Below are 17,057 nucleotides of genomic sequence, written 5' to 3'. Positions count from 1 at the left end.
TCTCCTTCTATTAATATAAAAAAAGAGAAAGGAATCCCTTTCTCTATATGTTTTCTGCCATTTCTTCTTTAAATCCGAAGAAGTACGTAAAGATAAATCCAAAAGTATATGCAATTACTAACCCTAAGAAATATAATAAATATTTATTATCAGCAATTAACGGAATTAATGATAATCCTGATACGCCGATTCCGAGTGCAGCTGTTTTCATAACTGCTTGGAATGCACCACCGACAGCTGCACCTAGACAAGCAGTAAGGAACGGTTTCCCAAGTGGTAATGTAACCCCGTATAATAACGGCTCACCAATTCCTAAAAAACCGACTGGTAATGCACCTTTAATCACATTTCGAAGTCGTTTATTTTTTGTTTTCACATAAATAGCAATCGCTGCTCCTACTTGCCCCGCGCCAGCCATTGCGAGTACTGGTAATAAAGGCGTTACGTGAGTTTGATTAATAAATTCCATATGAATCGGTGTTAAACCGTGATGTAATCCGACCATAACGAGAGGTAAAAACGTTCCGGCAAGCACCGCTCCTGCAAATGCTCCACCAACATTTAAAATAGCATTAATTCCGTTTGTAATTCCCTCAGATAAGAAGCCTGCAATTGGTTGAATCGCTAACATCGTTACTACACTTACCACTAATACAGTAATAAGAGGTGTTACGATAATATCAACTGCATTTGGCACCGCTTTTCGTACTCGTCTCTCAACTACAACCATGAGCCATGCTGCAAAAATAACTGCAAATAATCCGCCCCGTCCGGGTACTAGCGCTTCACCAAATAGTTTTACATTTGCCATCGCTGGGTTGAAAATTAAAATACCTGCAATTGCCCCAAGAACTGGTGTCCCGCCAAATTCTTTCGCAGTATTCCAACCGACTAAAATCCCTAAGAATGTAAAGATACCCCCGCCAATTAGAAGTAACATTTGTAGCCATGTTGCATTCGGATCAGCACCTGCGTTTTTCGCAAAGTTAGCGACTCCGTTTATAATTCCTGATGCGACAAGACCAGGTATTAACGGAATGAAAATACTTCCTATTTTTCTTAAAAAGTTTTTCACTGGTGTATTATTTTTCTTCTTCATCTCTGACTTTATCTCCCGGCCGAGATCTTCAAGGTGATGATCTGCAACCTCACCAATTCTGAGTCCTGTTAAAACTTCCATTTCAGCTGCTACTTTATTTACCGTTCCTGGACCAACGACAACTTGAAGTGTTTCATCTTCAATAACACCCATAACACCTTCAACCTTTTTCAAAAGGTCCATGTTCACTTTACTTTCATCATGAAGCGTTAATCGTAACCTCGTCATACAATGAGCAATACCACGAATATTTTTTATTCCCCCAAGTTGCTCCGTAATCCTACTCGCCATTATCTCTTCTTTCTTCATAATAGAATCCCCCTCCCCAGAGTTTAAAGTGCTTTCTTCACAAATCCTTTTGCCTCTTTTAATTTTTCTAGTGCTTCCCCATATTCACACTGTAGTAATATCATAACGATTGCAGCTTTCACATTTCGATCTGCTTTCTCATAATACTCCGTAGCTACTTCATAACTAGCGCCTGTCGCTTCAACAACAATTCGTTTTGAGCGTTCTACCAATTTTTCATTGGTAGATTGAACATCTACCATTAAGTTTCTATATACTTTCCCTACACCAATCATAGACGCTGTAGAAATCATATTCAGTACTAACTTTTGCGCTGTGCCGGCCTTCAAACGAGTTGAGCCTGTTAAAATTTCTGCGCCTGTTTCCACTTCCACATTTAGTTTTGCATATTTACTTATTTCAGCATTTTTATTACAGGAAATACTAGCTGTACTCGCTCCCACGCTATTTGCGTATTTCAATCCGCCAATTACATAAGGTGTTCTACCACTTGCTGCAATTCCAATAACCGTATCTTTCTCGTTTAACCCAATACTTTTTAAATCTTCTACCGCTAACTCCTCGCGATCTTCAGCACCCTCTACCGCTTTAGTAAACGCTTTCAATCCACCTGCTATAAATCCTTGCACCATTTTGTCATCTGTGCCAAATGTCGGCGGACATTCCACTGCGTCTAAAATACCTAAACGGCCACTCGTACCAGCACCAATATAAATTAATCGGCCCTCTTCTTCAAAAGATGTAATAACAGTTTGGACAACTTTTTCAATCTGTTCTATCTCTTTTTCAACTGCTAGCGCAACAGTTCGATCTTCTTGGTTCATGCTTTGTAAAACTTCTTTTATACTCATCTCATCTAAATTCATCGTCTTTTCATTGCGATGTTCTGTAGATAAATTTTCTAACATATTGCCACCCTCTTTGAAATTTAATTTCACAATTTAATTATAACTTTAAGAAATTTAAAATCAATATCACTTTCTTATTTTATGAAATTTTATTTCTCTTCATGACAAATTTATGTCCGGCCACAAAAAAAAATGGGTTGCCCCATCTTTTCACTTTAACTTCCGTAGCCTTACTGCTTCTTCTCTCGTCTCCATAAATTGATCTATCACATTATTACCAATACGATTAAAAGTAATAACGTATAAAGCATCAATCATATTCAGTTGCGTCATTCGTGAAGCAATACTTGCAATACGATGATCTTGCTCTACATCCGGCATACAAAGGCGAATGTCTGCCGCTTTATATAAAGGAGATGATTGATCTAGCTTCGTAATCGCAATAACTGTAGCTCCTCGCTTCTTCGCATATTGCGCCATTTCGAGCACATCTTTCGTCCGCCCAGAAGTTGAAATCGCCACAAATATATCTCCCTCTTTTAAATTCGTTACAAGTGGCAACATCATATGAAAATCAGATAGCATCATCGCAGTAAATCCAAGCCGAGTAAATTTATAAGCTCCGTCCATTGCCGGTGTAGCTGATCCACCTACACCATAAAATATAATCTTGCCAGCCTTCACAATACTATTTGCTGCTTTCTCAAGTTCCTTTTTATCTATCGCAGTAACGCTCGCCTCAATTGCAGCTTTATTCACATATGTAACTTTATTGAACAAATCGTACGGCCCATCTTCTGTATTCATCACTGAAAAATCGTTAATATTATAATCAGCAATTGTTAATTCACGAACGAGTGCTAGCTTAAATGCTTTAAAGCTTCCAATACCGATTGTTTTACAAAAACGTACAACACTCGCTTCACTCGCTCCTGCATTTGTAGACACTTCTTTCGTCGTTAAATTCGGAACAATCTCTGCGTTCCCCATTATATACATGGCAACCTTCTTCTCAGCTGGTGAAAATTGATCCATATTATTTTCAATTTTAAATAGTAATGTTGAAGCTTTCACCATTTAACCTCCACTTCTTGTGGCTACTTTTTATTTCGTATATTCCACTTCTTCATGAAGATAATAGCCATCATCACCAGGAGGATGAAACACATTTACAATACGCTTCCCTTTTTGATAAACGGTTCTTTTCCCTTCCGTCCACTTCTTTTCCCATCCATTTATCCAAACTGCAAAGTCTGGCAAAAATGCAGTGTATTTATATTCTTGTGGATAACGGCCTTCCACGTGAGAAGAAAACATGGAAACTGGAAAATCTTTCACCTTTGATTCTTTTCCTATAATAAATGGTATGCACAATGAAAGAAGTATAACTACGCCTATAACTTTTCCCTTCTTGACACTCCCACCCCTAAAGGGGCCAGCTGACTAACGTCAGTGGGATTCTTGCTACCAAAGGCGAAGTCCATTTCTGGTATCGCTGACGTGCAAGATTGCGGTGTGCCATCACCACTCCCACAACAGACCATATAGGTTCGTGGGCTACGGTACTGTGACCATACCGTACAGATTGTTGGTTCTCACATGTTTTTACGTCTTTTGCATGACGACTTAATACATTTTACGGAGTAGAAGAATTTGCTACCCAACCTCATATGTATTCTGTTTTCAGAGAACAGTCGTTTTAGAGTCTTTTGCATGACTATGAATAAAGTATACCCTGTTTTGCTATGCAAAAACGATGCTTTCATACCACGTCTAAAGACGGACTAAAGTCCTGCGTGGGCTTTCCCGTATCGTAAATTCGGTAATCTTCATCAATTTCTCTCCTTACCCTAGCATATACGTAGATTTTACCATAATTACAACCTATTCATGCTACATAACCATTGCTTTTTGCGATAAAAAAAAGAGCTTACCTATATAAGATAAGCCCGTTCTCTCTATACAAAATATTTCTTCAAAAGCGGCGGTGTAATAATTGTCGTTAATATGACAACAATGACAATCGCTGTGAAATTTTCTTGCGCTAATAAATTTGCTGCAAGTCCATTTGCTGCAATGATAAGCGCTACTTCACCGCGCGATACCATCCCTGCCCCAATACTAATAGAAGATTGTAAATTAAATCCCGTTAGTCTTGCTCCTAAACCCGATCCAATTAACTTTGTGAAAATTGCGATGAGCGTCATAATGATAATGAACCAAAGTTGGCTCCCGATACCTTGAAATGTAATTTCCATTCCGATACTTACGAAGAAAATTGGTACAAATATCGCATAAGCAATCGGTTCAATTTTATGCTCCACTTCATGCTTATACTCTGTTTGAGAAATTGCAATTCCTGCTGCAAATGCTCCAATAATACCTGCAATTCCCATCATTTCACTGTAATACGAAAAAGAGAAACAAATAATAAGAGCCGCACTAATTAACGCTTCCGATACACGAAGTGGTACGAGCATTTTCATAATCCACGGAACAACTTTCCATGCGATAAAAACGATACTTACAAAGAAAATAATTTTCTTTGCAATGACAAGTGTTATATTCACATCTTGCGTTCCTAAAAAGCTCATTACAAATGCTAATAAAATAACGACTATCACATCATCAAATACAGCTGCTCCTAAAATCGTTGTACTTTCTCTCGTATTCATTTTCCCTAAATCTCTTAACGTTTGCACCGTAATACTAACCGATGTTGCGCAAAGTAATAATCCTAAAAAAATAGCGTGGGATTGCATCAATCCGAAAAGCAGTCCCGTTACATATCCACCGATGAAAGGAAAAATAATTCCACCAGCCGCTACTGCAAATGACGCTTTTAAATTCCGATTTAACTCTTCTAAATCTGTTTCGAGTCCCGCCATAAACATAAGTAGCAAAACACCGATCTCGCTAAGCTCATCAATAAGTTCTGAACTATTAATAATACCAAGCACAGCAGGACCGATAATAATACCAACGATTAATTTACCGAGTACAGAAGGCTGGCCAAGCCTAACGCTAATATCACCAGCTAATTTCGTACAAAGTAAAATGACAACAAGTTCGAAATAAAATAACATAGCATCTTCTCCTACTATATAAAATAAATCTTTTTGTTAACCTGCATCTATTTCTGCACATAGTTTCTCCTTAAAACCAGCATTTTATTTGTTAAAGTTTTATTTGACGGAATATTGAGATTTAAAATAAAATCAATCCGGAAATTTCAAAAAACCACATACCATAACTGTACCTTCATTCTCTTACGTACTCTTTTCCAATCGGTTCACACTATTCGCAGTTATGGAGATGAAAAATGGGGGAGAGTCCAAAGTGAAGTCATTTAGCTACTGAAAAAACAGGTGATGAGAAAAAAGAAGCATAAAAAATAACTCGCCTATAATAAAGGCGAGCTATTTTCATGTTCTATAATGTTTTTTCGTTAACGACTGTAAAATGATAAAGTGAAACTTTAATCAGTGAGGGGCGTTGTCCATCTCTCACCAATCGGGCTTTTACGGGCAGTTGTCTCCCCACTGCCTTCCTCGTATTCACCAAATTTTGAGGTGGGAGTCTTACTGCCCGTTTATAGCGGGAAAAATATATCGATGCAAGTTAGTACATAACCTGCAACTTTTTGTATACTTCTTCTCCCTTACTTCGCCTCTTTCTTTTTCTTTCTCCACGCGTTTACACTATCAAAGAAAAAGTTAATAAATAGCGTTCCTAATCCAGCTAATAAAAATGTCATTAAAAATAGAACCCATATACTTTTATCTTTTAATAAATAATATCCTACAAGGAGCACAACGGCGATCCATACATATTCAAGAATTCTCTTTAGCTTTTTCTCTTCCAAATTATTCGCTCCTTTTTCTATACTACTTTTAGTATAACAAAAAAGAAGCCTATCATGATAAGCTTCTTTTTCTTATACCTTATTTGTTGATGCTTTTTTCAACAAGTGAAATAGCATGCTCTAGCGTACGATTCATTGATTCTACATACTCATCTTTTACATTTTTATCTTTTAACACCGATTCTGCAACTGTGATTTTTTGACTTAATGATTTAACAGAACCGTCTGTTACATTTCCATCTTGTGCTTTCTTTACTAAAGCTTTTGCAGATTCAATATTCGCTTGTAATTTTTCTTTCGGTGTTTTTGGCTGCTCTTCTGCTACCTTTGATTGTACAAATGTTTGGTTTGCTGTTTTTAATTCATTATACGTTTGAACAATTTGTTCTCCTGTACTTGCTACACTTTCAAACACTTGCTTTGCATTATTATAGCTTTTCTCTAATTCTTGAAATGCCTCTTTTGAATATTGACCTGGCTTATCACCAAATTCATACGTACCAGCTAACACTTCTTTCACTTTTCCAATCTCTTCATATAAAGCATTTACTTGCTCTAATTTTGTACGATTAGAAAACTGATTGTACGCTGCTAATACTTCTGAGGAACTTAATGCTTTACTATATAATTTCGCCAACGCAATTTGTCCATTTAACGGAATACCGCCATTTCCGTTGCCATCTGGATCTGCACCAAGTGCAAATGGCACGTTCGGATGATACACTTTCCCATTAGCTGGCTGACTATTTACTTTTTTACCATCTACATAAATTGCTACTTCACTTCCGTTATACGTCCCTGTTAAATGATACGTTTTGTTTGCTTCTAATTGAACGCCAACACGTTTATAGCTTCCGCCAATATGAGCCCATAATTCTACATAGCCACTTCCTGTAGACTCAAAACCAATTCCACCACTCTCTGTATTTTGCAAAATACCCTGTCCGCGAATTTCATTCATTGAAAATACAGTTTCTAACGTAAATGAATTTGCTACTTTTTCTTTTTGTGCTGCTGAAAATGGAAGATACCCAAATGTATTAGCTTTTCCATTTAATTTCATTACATTTGTTTTCAACGCTTTATCATATTCAATAGATACATTCCCTTTCACATCACCCTTTGTTCCAAACGGTGAGTTATCTTTAAATGTACCATCTAAGAAATTCACATCAAAAACGTCTGCCTTTGGCACTTTTACATTCGGATCAATATTATCTTTTTTCGTAGTAATTTCAGCCGTTAACGGCTGCGCGCTTTCATTGCCAAACGAATCAATCGCAACTACTTCAAGTGTATATGATTTCCCGCCATCTAATCCTGCAAGTGTAAATGTAAGTTCTTTTGGAACTGGATCACGATAAAACTCTGAGAATGCTAATAACTTATTTTTAATCTCACCTGTTTGTTTATCCTTTGCCTGTACGCGATAAGAATGAACAAGCAGATTATCCAACGCTTGCGGGAATGTTACTGTTGCCGCATTTTCTGTTACATTTGATACAGCAAGCTTTGCATCCTTCGCAAAGTATGGCTTTTCTTTATCACGATCTTCTACATAGTTAAATCCTTCTTTTTTCGTTGGTAATTTAATTTTCCAAGGCTCACCTGTCCAAGAGTTTGTATGGAAATCACGGCGATTAATTGTTACTTCTTTATCATCCACTTCTACTAATAAACCTTGGCTTAATGTACTAGCCCCTGGCGGGATATTTCCTTGCACTTTACCGCCTTCAACTTCCATATAACTTACAGAAGATGTACCAACAGACGTAAAGTCTTTTTGATGAATCGATCTTGGATCATCTAATGGATAATGTGAATGACCTGAAAACGTAATGACTTGTGGGTACTCTTTTAACACTGCATTAATTTTTGCACTATCTTGTGTTCCCCATTCATGACTACCGTATACTGTATCTTTAATATGTTGATGTAAAAACACAAAAATTGGTTTTTCCGGATCATCCTTTTGTGCCTTTGCCATTTCTTCTTTTAACCAATTAATTTGCTTGTCCGAATAATAGCCATGCGTTGTTCCATCCTCTGGTGACATAACAAGGAAGTGATACCCTTTTACTACATTATGATAATAAATTGATTCCATTCCTGTCTTTTCTAAAAAACGCTTCTGCGCTCCCTCTACAGATAAACCGTTCCAATAATCATGATTACCTAGAGAATTCATTCGTACCGCATCTTTATTTGCATTTTCATTATAAACTTGCATGAAACGGTCGTATTGCTGCACTGTTCCCGAATCTGTAAAATCACCTACAATAACAAATGCATCTTGCTTCGGTGCAAGCGTATTAAATTGCTCAATCGCTCGTTTCCAACGAAACGTATCATCTGTTCCACTATTCTTAATATGCACATCACTTACAACTGGGAAAACGATTTTCTTCTCACTTGGTGCCTTTTCTTGCTTTTTCTCTTCCGCTTTAACCGACGTACTCCACGGAAATGACACGAATGCTAATACAAAAACCATCAATAATCCAATAAGTCCTTTTACTTTTCTTAAAGCAGTTCTTTCCACGTAAATCCTCCTCATATAATAAACTAATTACAATGGTTATTGTATCGAACGTATATTAACTTCGTTTAAATTAAGAATGAAATTTATTTAAGTTTTGTAAATATACAGTCAATTTTTCGTGACATCCCACATTTATATGAAACAACCACATATTGTCTAATAGATTTTTATACGATGTAAGCCTATTAAACAAACTTAATTAAAAATTTTTGTCCTTTATTAACACAACTATCGTCCTCCAACATTTAATAGTAATGAAGGAACTCTACGAAAGGAGGCTCTACGAATGGCTTGTAAAAAAAATATCGGCTGCTATGCCCCTTTATCTATCATATGCCCTCCCTACAATCCGCCGAATCCCCCAATCCCACCAACTTGTGAATTAGTCACAAATGAATTTGCTGGTAATTTTTTTATAACAAAAGAAATCCCTCCACCTTCTGAAAACTCTACATTAATTTTATGGGAAGGAGATGGTATACTCAAAATCTCGGGTACCATTTCTGTATATAATAGTACTAGTAGTACTGGAGGAGTTACCGTTCAAATTATTGGCCAGGTGACAAATACTTTTACTGTCTATCCTGGCAACACAATGTCATATACAGGTCAATCATTACAATCTGTGACAATTATTAATATTCCAAATAACCCAACTCAATATATAGAAGGAAAATATTGTTGTCAATTCTCATTTTGCTTATAAAGTTCTTCACTACCTTAACTTACAAACTATACAAAAAAGCATACCATTACGGTATGCTTTTCCTTATGAGATCGGATAACGTACTGTAAGACATAATTGTCCTTGGCTCGTTCCCGTTCCTGTTGTAACGATTTGAATTGTAGTAAAGTATCTCACTGTGAACGCACCACTACTTTGTGGTTGTACAGTAATTGTATTCACTACTGTCGCTCCTACTAAAAAATTCACTGTAATTGGAGCTGTACCTACATCATATTTCACATAGCCTGATGCATATAAGTCTTGCGTAATATTATTCGTATACACCGTCTCCGTTACCGCACCAGTAGCTGACCAATCTATACATACTTGATCTTGTACAAGCGTATTATTAGAGCAACAAGATAAACTTGAATTTCCCATTTCAGCCCTCTCCTATTCTTCTATGAAAGTGGATAACGCGTCGTGATACAAAACTCACCTTGATATGTTCCAGGTGTTGCGGCCGGTAAAGTTACCTCAATTGTTTCAAAACGGCGATACGTAAAAGCAATACTAGTTCCTGGATTTAAAGTTTGGGTATCAATTGTATTACCAGCTGAATCAAGAACTGTTAACGTTATTGCTACTGGTCCTACGTCATATTGAACAAACCCCGTTCCAATTACATTTTGATTAATATTATTGTTATACAGCACATTTGTAATTGCAGTAGCAACTACAGTTCCTGACCATGGACTACACACTTTATCTTGTACAAAATTTTTATCTGGACAACAAGTTAACGCTGCCCCTGAGCACTCACAAGACATAGAATTGTCCCCTCTCTCTGTTTTATTCCCTATATGTGTATGTCCTTCAGAGTCTTTTGCCTGTACTATTCATCCATTTTCAAAAATTAATCAAAACTCAGTGCTAATAACTAGATAGATTCAGTTTTGTTTCGTTTTTTCATAAATTTATAGATAAAGATACTAGCCACGATAAGAAGAACGCCTCCTAATATCGGTAGCATATATTGTCCAACAACATCCGCCGCTTTTTCCCAATGCGGACCTAATTTCATTCCAAAATAAATATACAAAGTCGTTAACGGGAACATTGCTACAAATGTATATATGCTAAATTTCCATATATTCATTTTCGCCATACCACATGGAACGGAAATAAGTGTTCGAACTCCCGGGATGAAGCGTCCTAAAAATGCTACAACCGGCCCATATTTCTCAAAGAAATCATCTGCTTTTTGAATTTGTTCTTCTTTAATAAAGAAGTATTTCCCGTATTTTATTAACAGAGGACGACCACCGTAATAACCGAGTGCATATAACGTTAATGGGCCTGTCGTTCCACCGATTGTTCCAGCTAACACAGCAAGCCAAAAATTCATATCACCCTCGTACACCCAATACCCAACAAGCGGTAAAACTACCTCTGCTGGAATAAATTCAAAAGTTAAAGCTAACACAACTCCAAAATAAGAAAACTGCTTTAAATACTCAATTATATCTAAAATAATTTGCTCCATACTTTTAACCCCTATCCTATATTCACATTATGCTTTTCTTGCAATTGAACTGGTGCCATCTTTACGATTCGGTTCAAAATGAATAACACAATTCCAATATCATCTAAAATACCAATAAACGGCAAGAAGTCTGGAATGAAGTCGAGCGGCATAGCAACATACCCAACTAAAAAAGCAATAGATAAGATTTTCTTCTTTATGGAAACCTCTTTTGAAGTAAAAAAGTCAAATAAAAATGGAACAAATCGGCGGACATGAAATACAACTCTTAATCTACTTATAAGTTTTTTCATTTAATATCTCCTCTCTTTGTATACAAAAAGGACCCTACCAATATGGTAAGGGTCCTAAAAAGACAGAAGGGGGCCTTTACCATTGTTGGTAAAGGTCTCACTAACAACGAAACGTTGCCAATAAAGCCGAGGGTTTCTCCCTGTAATGACGACTTTACTGTAATAAGTTACTCCCCTTTATATACACAATTTTATACAATCACATTAAAATATTTGGAGAGGCTTGTCAATATTTTTTTCATATCACATCAAGGTTATTACATTATAAAAGACTCTATTCTGTATTCTCTTTTAATGCAATTTGGAGTTTAAAACGATCTGGGTCATAGAAAGTTATTCTTACTTCTTCACCACAGCATTCCTCTACAAATGATATTTGATAAAACTCTAACTTTTTCTTTATTCGCTCGATATTTGTAGTTTTTAAAAATATTTCCTTCACTGATGATGTGACAGTCTCTCCATACTTCCCAAAATTCCGATTTACAACAAAACAAATTCTCGTCGAACCAATATCATACCAAACACCTGTTACACGTAATTGTGGTCTTTCCTTGCTCGGTTTAAAACCTAAAATTCCTTCATAAAAATATAATGTTTCCTTTAAGTTTTTAGATTCTAATACAATACATGTTGTAATACTTTCCATCCGCACTCCCCCTGTCTCTATTAGTTTTCTATATGAGTCATAATTTACAATTATGTACGAATACAATACATAGTGATGAATATTTCATTTATAAAGGAGGAGTGTAACATGGATAAATTCATGAAATCCTTCATACCTTATCACGGCCCAAACGATCCTTGTCCTCCAATCGAAAAAAAATATTACTCAACTCCCCCCCACTTATACATGGGCTTTCAACCAACTAATTTACCGCAATTCTCACCAAAAGAAGCTTTAAAAAAAGGGACTTTATGGCCTGCATTTTATGATTATTATGAAAACCCTCACAAAAAAGGACGGTGAACAAAAACGTGACACAAACATTGCCTGATGAATATTACAAATGGATTGAAGAACTACAAGAATTTGATTTTGTATTAGTTGAACTTACCCTCTATTTAGATACGCATCCAGACGATACTGCAGCTATAAATCAATTCAACGATTTCTCCTATAAACGAAGAGTATTACAACAAAAAATTGAAGAAAAATACGGTCCACTTCAGCAGTTTGGAAATAGTTATTCAAATGCTCCATGGGAATGGAGTAAAGGACCTTGGCCATGGCAAATATAAAGTGAAATTTTAATCAGTGGGGGTTTACGGAAAGTTGATCTCCCACCTAACTTCTTTGCTCCAGCCAAATTTTGAGGTGGGAGTCTTACTGCCCACAAATAGCGGGATAAAGGAGAGGAAAATATGTGGATTTATGAAAAGAAATTACAATATCCTGTTAAAGTGAGTACTTGTAATCCAGCACTCGCCAAACTATTAGTTGAACAATATGGTGGTGCGGACGGTGAGCTGGCTGCTGCCCTTCGCTATTTAAATCAGCGTTACACTATTCCTGACAAAGTCGTTGGCTTACTGACCGATATTGGCACCGAGGAGTTCGCACACCTAGAAATGATCGCCACAATGATTTATAAATTAACAAAAGATGCGACACCAGAACAAATGAAAGCTGCCGGATTAGACGCACAATACGCTAATCACGATAGCGCTTTATTTTATCATAATGCAGGTGGCGTTCCCTTTACTGCTACTTATATTCAAGCGAAAGGAGATCCTATTGCAGATTTATACGAGGATATTGCAGCTGAAGAAAAAGCAAGAGCAACCTATCAATGGCTAATTGATTTATCAGATGATCCGGACATAAATGATAGCTTACGCTTTTTACGCGAACGAGAAATTGTACATTCACAACGCTTCCGAGAAGCAGTCGAAATTTTAAAAGAAGAGCGTGATCGAAAAATTTATTTTTAACACACGTATCCTAGCGATATGTGTTTTTTTACGTTAAAAGTAAAATCCTTCCTAAATAACATATAAATAGTATATTTATTCAATTTAATGCATTATTTTTTAATATTTATAAAATTCCCTCTTGCTTTATAGTCATCAGACCTTTAAAATAATAACAGTTACTCGACAAATTATTTGAATTTTCGACAAAAACACTCATTAGGAGGATTTTCTTTATATGCGTACAACTTTAAAACCAGCGCAAATACTTTCGATTAGTTTATTACTATTCGCGGTTTTCTTCGGTGCTGGTAATATGATCTTCCCGCCTCTTCTCGGCCTTTCTTCCGGAGAAAACATGTGGGTTTCCATTACAGGATTTATTATTACAGACGTCGGTTTATCTTTACTTGCTATCGTCGCTGTTGCCCTTGCTGGTGGTAGTTTTAATACTTTAGCAAGCCGTGTTCATCCAAAATTCGCAGCAGTATTCGCTATCATTATTTACCTTTCAATCGGCCCACTATTTGTTATTCCACGAACTGGAACTGTATCTTACGAAATTGGGATCGCACCACTTTTCCCAGATCAATGGTACTCTATGTTAGTCTTTAGTGCGATTTTCTTTACAGTCGTCTACTTCTTATCATTAAATCCATCCAAATTAGTAGATCATATCGGTAAAATATTAACGCCAATTTTACTTGGAATTATTGCGATTATGGCAACAAAAGCGATTCTTTCACCAGTATCGTTCGCAGAACCTGTTGGTGACTATAAAGAAATCCCATTTTTCAAAGGATTTCTCGAAGGCTTTTTAACATTAGATGCAATCGGAGCTCTCGTATTATCAACAATTGTTGTAAATGCAATTCGCCAAAACGGTATACAAGATAAGAAATCCATTGCGAAATATACAATTATTTGCGGAAGCATTGCTGCCATTTTCTTAACAATTGTTTATTTCTTACTCGGTTATATCGGAGCTTCAAACGGGAACTTAGGACAATTTGAAAACGGCGGTCAGCTATTAGCTACTGTTATGTATCAATTCTTTGGGACAAGCGGGAATGTTTTATTAAGTATCGCGATTATAGCTGCTTGTTTAACGACTGCAATCGGTGTTGTAAGTGCATTCGCCAACTATTTCACAACAGTATTAACAAATGTTTCATACAAGAAGCTTGTACTATATGTTTGTATCTTTAGCTTTATTATTTCAAACTTAGGATTAAGCTTATTAATCAAAATTACATTACCTGTATTAATTATTTTGTACCCAATTACAATCATTTTAATTTTCGTATCATTTATTGATAAATATACGAAACGTAAACCTTCTGTCTATATCGGAGCGATGATCGCGGCATTCATTATTAGCTGTATTCATGCACTTGATAATATGGGAATGATTCCAAGTTTTATCGCTAATATCGTGCAGACAATTCCTTTTTACAACTTAGGAATCGGTTGGATCGTTCCAGCAATTATCGGTGGTATAATCGGATACTTTATTCCGCAAACAGAAGCTGAAGGTGAAGTTTCTACAAAATAAAAAAAAGAGGCAAGCATTGATTATGCTTGCTTCTTCTTTATTTTCACATCGTATGTTTAAACGTAAACAACTCTTCTTTTGACTGCACAGCAGGTTGTTCCTTTTCTACATCTGTCTTCTTTATCTCACCGCCTAGCCTTACTTTCATCATCGCTTCTTCTATACTTTTCACAATCATATTTCCTGAAAAAATGGTAAGCCCGAAAAATGTAATTGGGACGAGAGGAATCCATGGATGCACTGTTAATGATCTAAAATAGACTCCTATTAAACCTGACCATTCATGTGTGTAAGAGTCTACTTCTTCTACCGGCCCTAAAAAACTAACAGTCCCGCCAAAGAATACTTCCAGTAACCCTAAGTGCAGTAAAATAGTAAGAGTCTGCGTAAACTGCTGAAGAAATACGAGTATAAACGTCATATAGAGATGTGGAAAAAGATGTTTTATAACAATATGTCTTCTCGATCCACCTAATATGCGCGCGGCATCAATAAATTCTTCCGTTTGTAATTTACGAACTTCCTTCGCAACATACAGTGCAATAACTGGCATCACAAGCATTACAAGTAATACAACTTGAAACGAAGCCCTTTCAAAAAAAGTTGTTGTTTCCTCTCCACTTCCAAATCTATTCACAGATTGAAGAAAGAAATACGCAATCATAACCGTCGGAATAACTGTGAAACTATCAAAAAAAGCCTCAATCTTCGAAAATCCTCTTTTTATATATGTTCCGAGTACAACACCGAAAAACACACCTATTACCATTCTAAGTGCCGCAATTAAAATAGATATACCAATCGTCCACTTCGCGCCTTCAATGACTAAATGTAAAAGGTCATATCCTTTCCGGTCTGTCCCGAGTAAAAATTGTAATGAAGGTGAAAACGGTGGCACTTCTGGATTTCCAGCTGCATCATATTGCAGTGTAACTTTTTTAATCTGTCCATCATTCCATATCGTATTTCCGATGCTCAAAAGAACTAATATGAGAAGAAACCCAATGCTTATCCAAAATCTTTTATCGCGTTTTATATACGTCCACATATTATAAGCTCTCCTTCATCGCAGTTGGAATGAGATAATGAAACAATTTAAATAAAATAAAAATCGGAATATAAATAAGTAGCACACTAACGATGAAAACCTCAACCCTAATACCCTCATACGATTTCAAAAACATAAAAATACCACCCGTATTAAAAATCCATTCTATAATATATAAATTGGATAACATAAAAAAAACATTCATTTTCGCAAAGAAAAGTGTACTAAGCAACACATTTCGTAACATATGACGATTTAAAATATGAAAGCAATCCAGCCCCTTCGCCTTAGCAAATAGTACATAATCTTTTTCTAGCTCGTTTTCAAAACGAAGCACTAACATTTTTACAAACATAATCGTAGTCGGTATACTCAAACAAAATATTGGCAATCCTCTAATCGACTCGCCTCCAATTGACGCAATTTGAAAAGGTAAAAAACCTGTTTGTTTAAAAAACCATATAACTAAAATTTGTGATCCTAAAATAAGAAGAATGTCTGGAATGGATTCTAGGAAGATGAGAAATGATTTAATTCGATGTTGTATACGCGGTGAACTACTCATAATCATATAAACAATACAAAAAAATCACTAGGTTATGATCCTAGCGATTCTTTATGCACATGTTTTTCTCTTTTTGCAAACGGCATATACACAATAAAACATCCAATAAGCGCTGCAAGTTCTAATGAAATAATATAGTAAGGATGCGGCCCTAACATATCGAGTAATGAGGCCGTTTCTGGCTTATGAGCTAAAAACATATAATTACCGCCTGTTTTATAATTCACGAATGAAACGATTGGAATTACTATGTTTAAAAATATCATCGTACGCTTAATAGATTGCAAGGTCGGTCTATATCCTTCTACCCACGTCATAAAGAGCGGTGCCCAAATGAGTAATACATGTGCAATGAAGAATTCTATAAAGCGAAAATGCGGAAAAGCGTATTGCAAGTTTGGCGTTAAAATAGCTTGTGATGCACCGATAATTCCTGTGAAAAACACAATCTCATATATTCTATAACTTTTCGTTACAATCATAATCGATGCTAACAATAAGCTAATTGTACATAACTCAAATGGCAGTGACGTGCCTAGCTGAAAAATGCCTACTTTCCATTCCCACATATGAAGTCCAATTTCACTTCCGATAAATAGAAATGCAATCGCATATCGAACCGTTATATTCCACTCACTTTGACGTAATACATCTTGGTATTGATACAGAAGAAATATCCCCACCAACATAATAAATAATATAATGGCATGTTGCCTTGAGTATGGAATAAATGGTTTTAATGGATGCGCACTAAAATAAGCTTCCATCTTCCTTCCTCCTTTCCTTCCTCCAATATTATTGTA

General features: G+C 36.1%; 19 protein-coding genes and 1 pseudogene. 5 read left to right on the top strand and 15 right to left on the bottom strand.

Annotated features, from left to right (window positions below; translation table 11 throughout):
* Positions 1-43: 43 nt before the first annotated feature.
* The 7 genes from FT637_RS17300 to FT637_RS17270 form a co-directional block, all read right to left on the bottom strand.
* Positions 44-1,408 (bottom strand): PTS transporter subunit EIIC, encoded by a 1,365-nt coding sequence (locus tag FT637_RS17300; RefSeq protein ID WP_193647340.1) that lies wholly within the window; start codon positions 1,406-1,408, stop codon positions 44-46.
* A gap of 23 nt (positions 1,409-1,431) precedes the next feature.
* Entirely contained in the window at positions 1,432-2,316 is an 885-nt protein-coding gene (gene murQ, locus FT637_RS17295) for an N-acetylmuramic acid 6-phosphate etherase (protein WP_193647339.1), read from the bottom strand.
* A gap of 150 nt (positions 2,317-2,466) precedes the next feature.
* Positions 2,467-3,330: a MurR/RpiR family transcriptional regulator gene (locus tag FT637_RS17290; protein ID WP_193647338.1), complete on the bottom strand. Its 864-nt coding sequence runs from the start codon at positions 3,328-3,330 to the stop codon at positions 2,467-2,469.
* A gap of 30 nt (positions 3,331-3,360) precedes the next feature.
* The gene (locus FT637_RS17285; RefSeq protein WP_227493841.1) at positions 3,361-3,630 is read right to left on the bottom strand and encodes an outer surface protein; all 270 of its coding nucleotides are present in this window, start codon (positions 3,628-3,630) and stop codon (positions 3,361-3,363) included.
* A 584-nt stretch (positions 3,631-4,214) separates the two neighbouring features.
* The gene (locus FT637_RS17280; RefSeq protein ID WP_193647337.1) at positions 4,215-5,342 is read right to left on the bottom strand and encodes a cation:proton antiporter; all 1,128 of its coding nucleotides are present in this window, start codon (positions 5,340-5,342) and stop codon (positions 4,215-4,217) included.
* Between the two features lie 575 nt (positions 5,343-5,917).
* A complete protein-coding gene (locus FT637_RS17275) occupies positions 5,918-6,121 on the bottom strand; it encodes a hypothetical protein (RefSeq protein ID WP_002201657.1) in 204 nt (67 codons plus the stop codon).
* 79 nt (positions 6,122-6,200) lie between these two features.
* Positions 6,201-8,663 carry a LamG-like jellyroll fold domain-containing protein gene (locus FT637_RS17270; RefSeq protein ID WP_193647336.1) on the bottom strand — a complete coding sequence of 821 codons (2,463 nt, stop codon included), beginning with the start codon at positions 8,661-8,663 and terminating at the stop codon, positions 6,201-6,203.
* A gap of 286 nt (positions 8,664-8,949) precedes the next feature.
* Here FT637_RS17270 and FT637_RS17265 point away from each other — a divergent pair, with 286 nt between their 5' ends.
* Positions 8,950-9,369: an S-Ena type endospore appendage gene (locus tag FT637_RS17265; RefSeq protein ID WP_193647335.1), complete on the top strand. Its 420-nt coding sequence runs from the start codon at positions 8,950-8,952 to the stop codon at positions 9,367-9,369.
* Between the two features lie 63 nt (positions 9,370-9,432).
* On the opposite strand, the gene FT637_RS17260 is transcribed toward FT637_RS17265, so the two are convergent.
* The 5 genes from FT637_RS17260 to FT637_RS17240 all read right to left on the bottom strand — a co-directional run bounded on the left by FT637_RS17260 (position 9,433) and on the right by FT637_RS17240 (position 11,818).
* Positions 9,433-9,771 (bottom strand): DUF3992 domain-containing protein, encoded by a 339-nt coding sequence (locus FT637_RS17260; protein WP_193647334.1) that lies wholly within the window; start codon positions 9,769-9,771, stop codon positions 9,433-9,435.
* Between the two features lie 20 nt (positions 9,772-9,791).
* Positions 9,792-10,160 carry a DUF3992 domain-containing protein gene (locus FT637_RS17255; RefSeq protein WP_193647333.1) on the bottom strand — a complete coding sequence of 123 codons (369 nt, stop codon included), beginning with the start codon at positions 10,158-10,160 and terminating at the stop codon, positions 9,792-9,794.
* 110 nt (positions 10,161-10,270) lie between these two features.
* Positions 10,271-10,876 (bottom strand): DedA family protein, encoded by a 606-nt coding sequence (locus FT637_RS17250; RefSeq protein WP_193647332.1) that lies wholly within the window; start codon positions 10,874-10,876, stop codon positions 10,271-10,273.
* A gap of 11 nt (positions 10,877-10,887) precedes the next feature.
* Complete coding sequence (locus tag FT637_RS17245) at positions 10,888-11,169, bottom strand: YkvA family protein (protein WP_002159169.1); 282 nt, start codon at positions 11,167-11,169, stop codon at positions 10,888-10,890.
* Between the two features lie 274 nt (positions 11,170-11,443).
* Entirely contained in the window at positions 11,444-11,818 is a 375-nt protein-coding gene (locus FT637_RS17240; RefSeq protein WP_193647331.1) for a VOC family protein, read from the bottom strand.
* A 108-nt stretch (positions 11,819-11,926) separates the two neighbouring features.
* Here FT637_RS17240 and FT637_RS17235 point away from each other — a divergent pair, with 108 nt between their 5' ends.
* From FT637_RS17235 to brnQ2, 4 genes are all read left to right on the top strand, one after another.
* The gene (locus FT637_RS17235; RefSeq protein ID WP_193647330.1) at positions 11,927-12,142 is read left to right on the top strand and encodes a spore coat associated protein CotJA; all 216 of its coding nucleotides are present in this window, start codon (positions 11,927-11,929) and stop codon (positions 12,140-12,142) included.
* Positions 12,143-12,150: 8 nt separating this feature from the next.
* Entirely contained in the window at positions 12,151-12,414 is a 264-nt protein-coding gene (locus FT637_RS17230; RefSeq protein WP_002116426.1) for a spore coat protein CotJB, read from the top strand.
* Positions 12,415-12,537: 123 nt separating this feature from the next.
* Complete coding sequence (gene cotJC, locus FT637_RS17225) at positions 12,538-13,107, top strand: spore coat protein CotJC (RefSeq protein ID WP_002170510.1); 570 nt, start codon at positions 12,538-12,540, stop codon at positions 13,105-13,107.
* A 217-nt stretch (positions 13,108-13,324) separates the two neighbouring features.
* Positions 13,325-14,641, top strand: coding sequence for a branched-chain amino acid transport system II carrier protein BrnQ2 (gene brnQ2 / locus FT637_RS17220; RefSeq protein ID WP_193647329.1), 1,317 nt, complete (start codon positions 13,325-13,327; stop codon positions 14,639-14,641).
* Positions 14,642-14,684: 43 nt separating this feature from the next.
* On the opposite strand, the gene FT637_RS17215 is transcribed toward brnQ2, so the two are convergent.
* The 3 genes and pseudogenes from FT637_RS17215 to FT637_RS17205 all read right to left on the bottom strand — a co-directional run bounded on the left by FT637_RS17215 (position 14,685) and on the right by FT637_RS17205 (position 17,021).
* Positions 14,685-15,689, bottom strand: a complete 1,005-nt coding sequence (locus FT637_RS17215) for an ABC transporter permease (protein ID WP_193647328.1) — start codon at positions 15,687-15,689, stop codon at positions 14,685-14,687.
* A gap of 1 nt (position 15,690) precedes the next feature.
* A pseudogene (locus FT637_RS17210) lies at positions 15,691-16,275 on the bottom strand (ABC transporter permease subunit); the annotation flags it as partial.
* A gap of 11 nt (positions 16,276-16,286) precedes the next feature.
* Positions 16,287-17,021, bottom strand: coding sequence for a TIGR02206 family membrane protein (locus FT637_RS17205; protein ID WP_193647327.1), 735 nt, complete (start codon positions 17,019-17,021; stop codon positions 16,287-16,289).
* Positions 17,022-17,057: the final 36 nt, after the last annotated feature.

The sequence above is a fragment of the Bacillus cereus genome (assembly GCF_015071065.1).
In the GTDB taxonomy this organism is placed as follows: Bacteria; Bacillota; Bacilli; order Bacillales; family Bacillaceae_G; genus Bacillus_A; species Bacillus_A cereus_BA.
Note: the sequence above shows the minus strand (reverse complement) of the source record. Positions and strands in the feature narration are given on the sequence as shown.

Excerpts from the sequence above, each read along its gene's own strand:
- FT637_RS17300 (WP_193647340.1), bottom strand. The coding sequence starts at position 1,408 with ATGAAGAAAGAAGAGATAATGGCGAGTAGGATTACGGAGCAACTTGGG.
- murQ (WP_193647339.1), bottom strand. The coding sequence starts at position 2,316 with ATGTTAGAAAATTTATCTACAGAACATCGCAATGAAAAGACGATGAAT.
- FT637_RS17280 (WP_193647337.1), bottom strand. The coding sequence starts at position 5,342 with ATGTTATTTTATTTCGAACTTGTTGTCATTTTACTTTGTACGAAATTA.
- FT637_RS17265 (WP_193647335.1), top strand. The coding sequence starts at position 8,950 with ATGGCTTGTAAAAAAAATATCGGCTGCTATGCCCCTTTATCTATCATA.
- FT637_RS17260 (WP_193647334.1), bottom strand. The coding sequence starts at position 9,771 with ATGGGAAATTCAAGTTTATCTTGTTGCTCTAATAATACGCTTGTACAA.
- FT637_RS17255 (WP_193647333.1), bottom strand. The coding sequence starts at position 10,160 with ATGTCTTGTGAGTGCTCAGGGGCAGCGTTAACTTGTTGTCCAGATAAA.
- FT637_RS17250 (WP_193647332.1), bottom strand. The coding sequence starts at position 10,876 with ATGGAGCAAATTATTTTAGATATAATTGAGTATTTAAAGCAGTTTTCT.
- FT637_RS17245 (WP_002159169.1), bottom strand. The coding sequence starts at position 11,169 with ATGAAAAAACTTATAAGTAGATTAAGAGTTGTATTTCATGTCCGCCGA.
- FT637_RS17240 (WP_193647331.1), bottom strand. The coding sequence starts at position 11,818 with ATGGAAAGTATTACAACATGTATTGTATTAGAATCTAAAAACTTAAAG.
- FT637_RS17235 (WP_193647330.1), top strand. The coding sequence starts at position 11,927 with ATGGATAAATTCATGAAATCCTTCATACCTTATCACGGCCCAAACGAT.
- cotJC (WP_002170510.1), top strand. The coding sequence starts at position 12,538 with ATGTGGATTTATGAAAAGAAATTACAATATCCTGTTAAAGTGAGTACT.
- brnQ2 (WP_193647329.1), top strand. The coding sequence starts at position 13,325 with ATGCGTACAACTTTAAAACCAGCGCAAATACTTTCGATTAGTTTATTA.
- FT637_RS17215 (WP_193647328.1), bottom strand. The coding sequence starts at position 15,689 with ATGTGGACGTATATAAAACGCGATAAAAGATTTTGGATAAGCATTGGG.
- FT637_RS17205 (WP_193647327.1), bottom strand. The coding sequence starts at position 17,021 with ATGGAAGCTTATTTTAGTGCGCATCCATTAAAACCATTTATTCCATAC.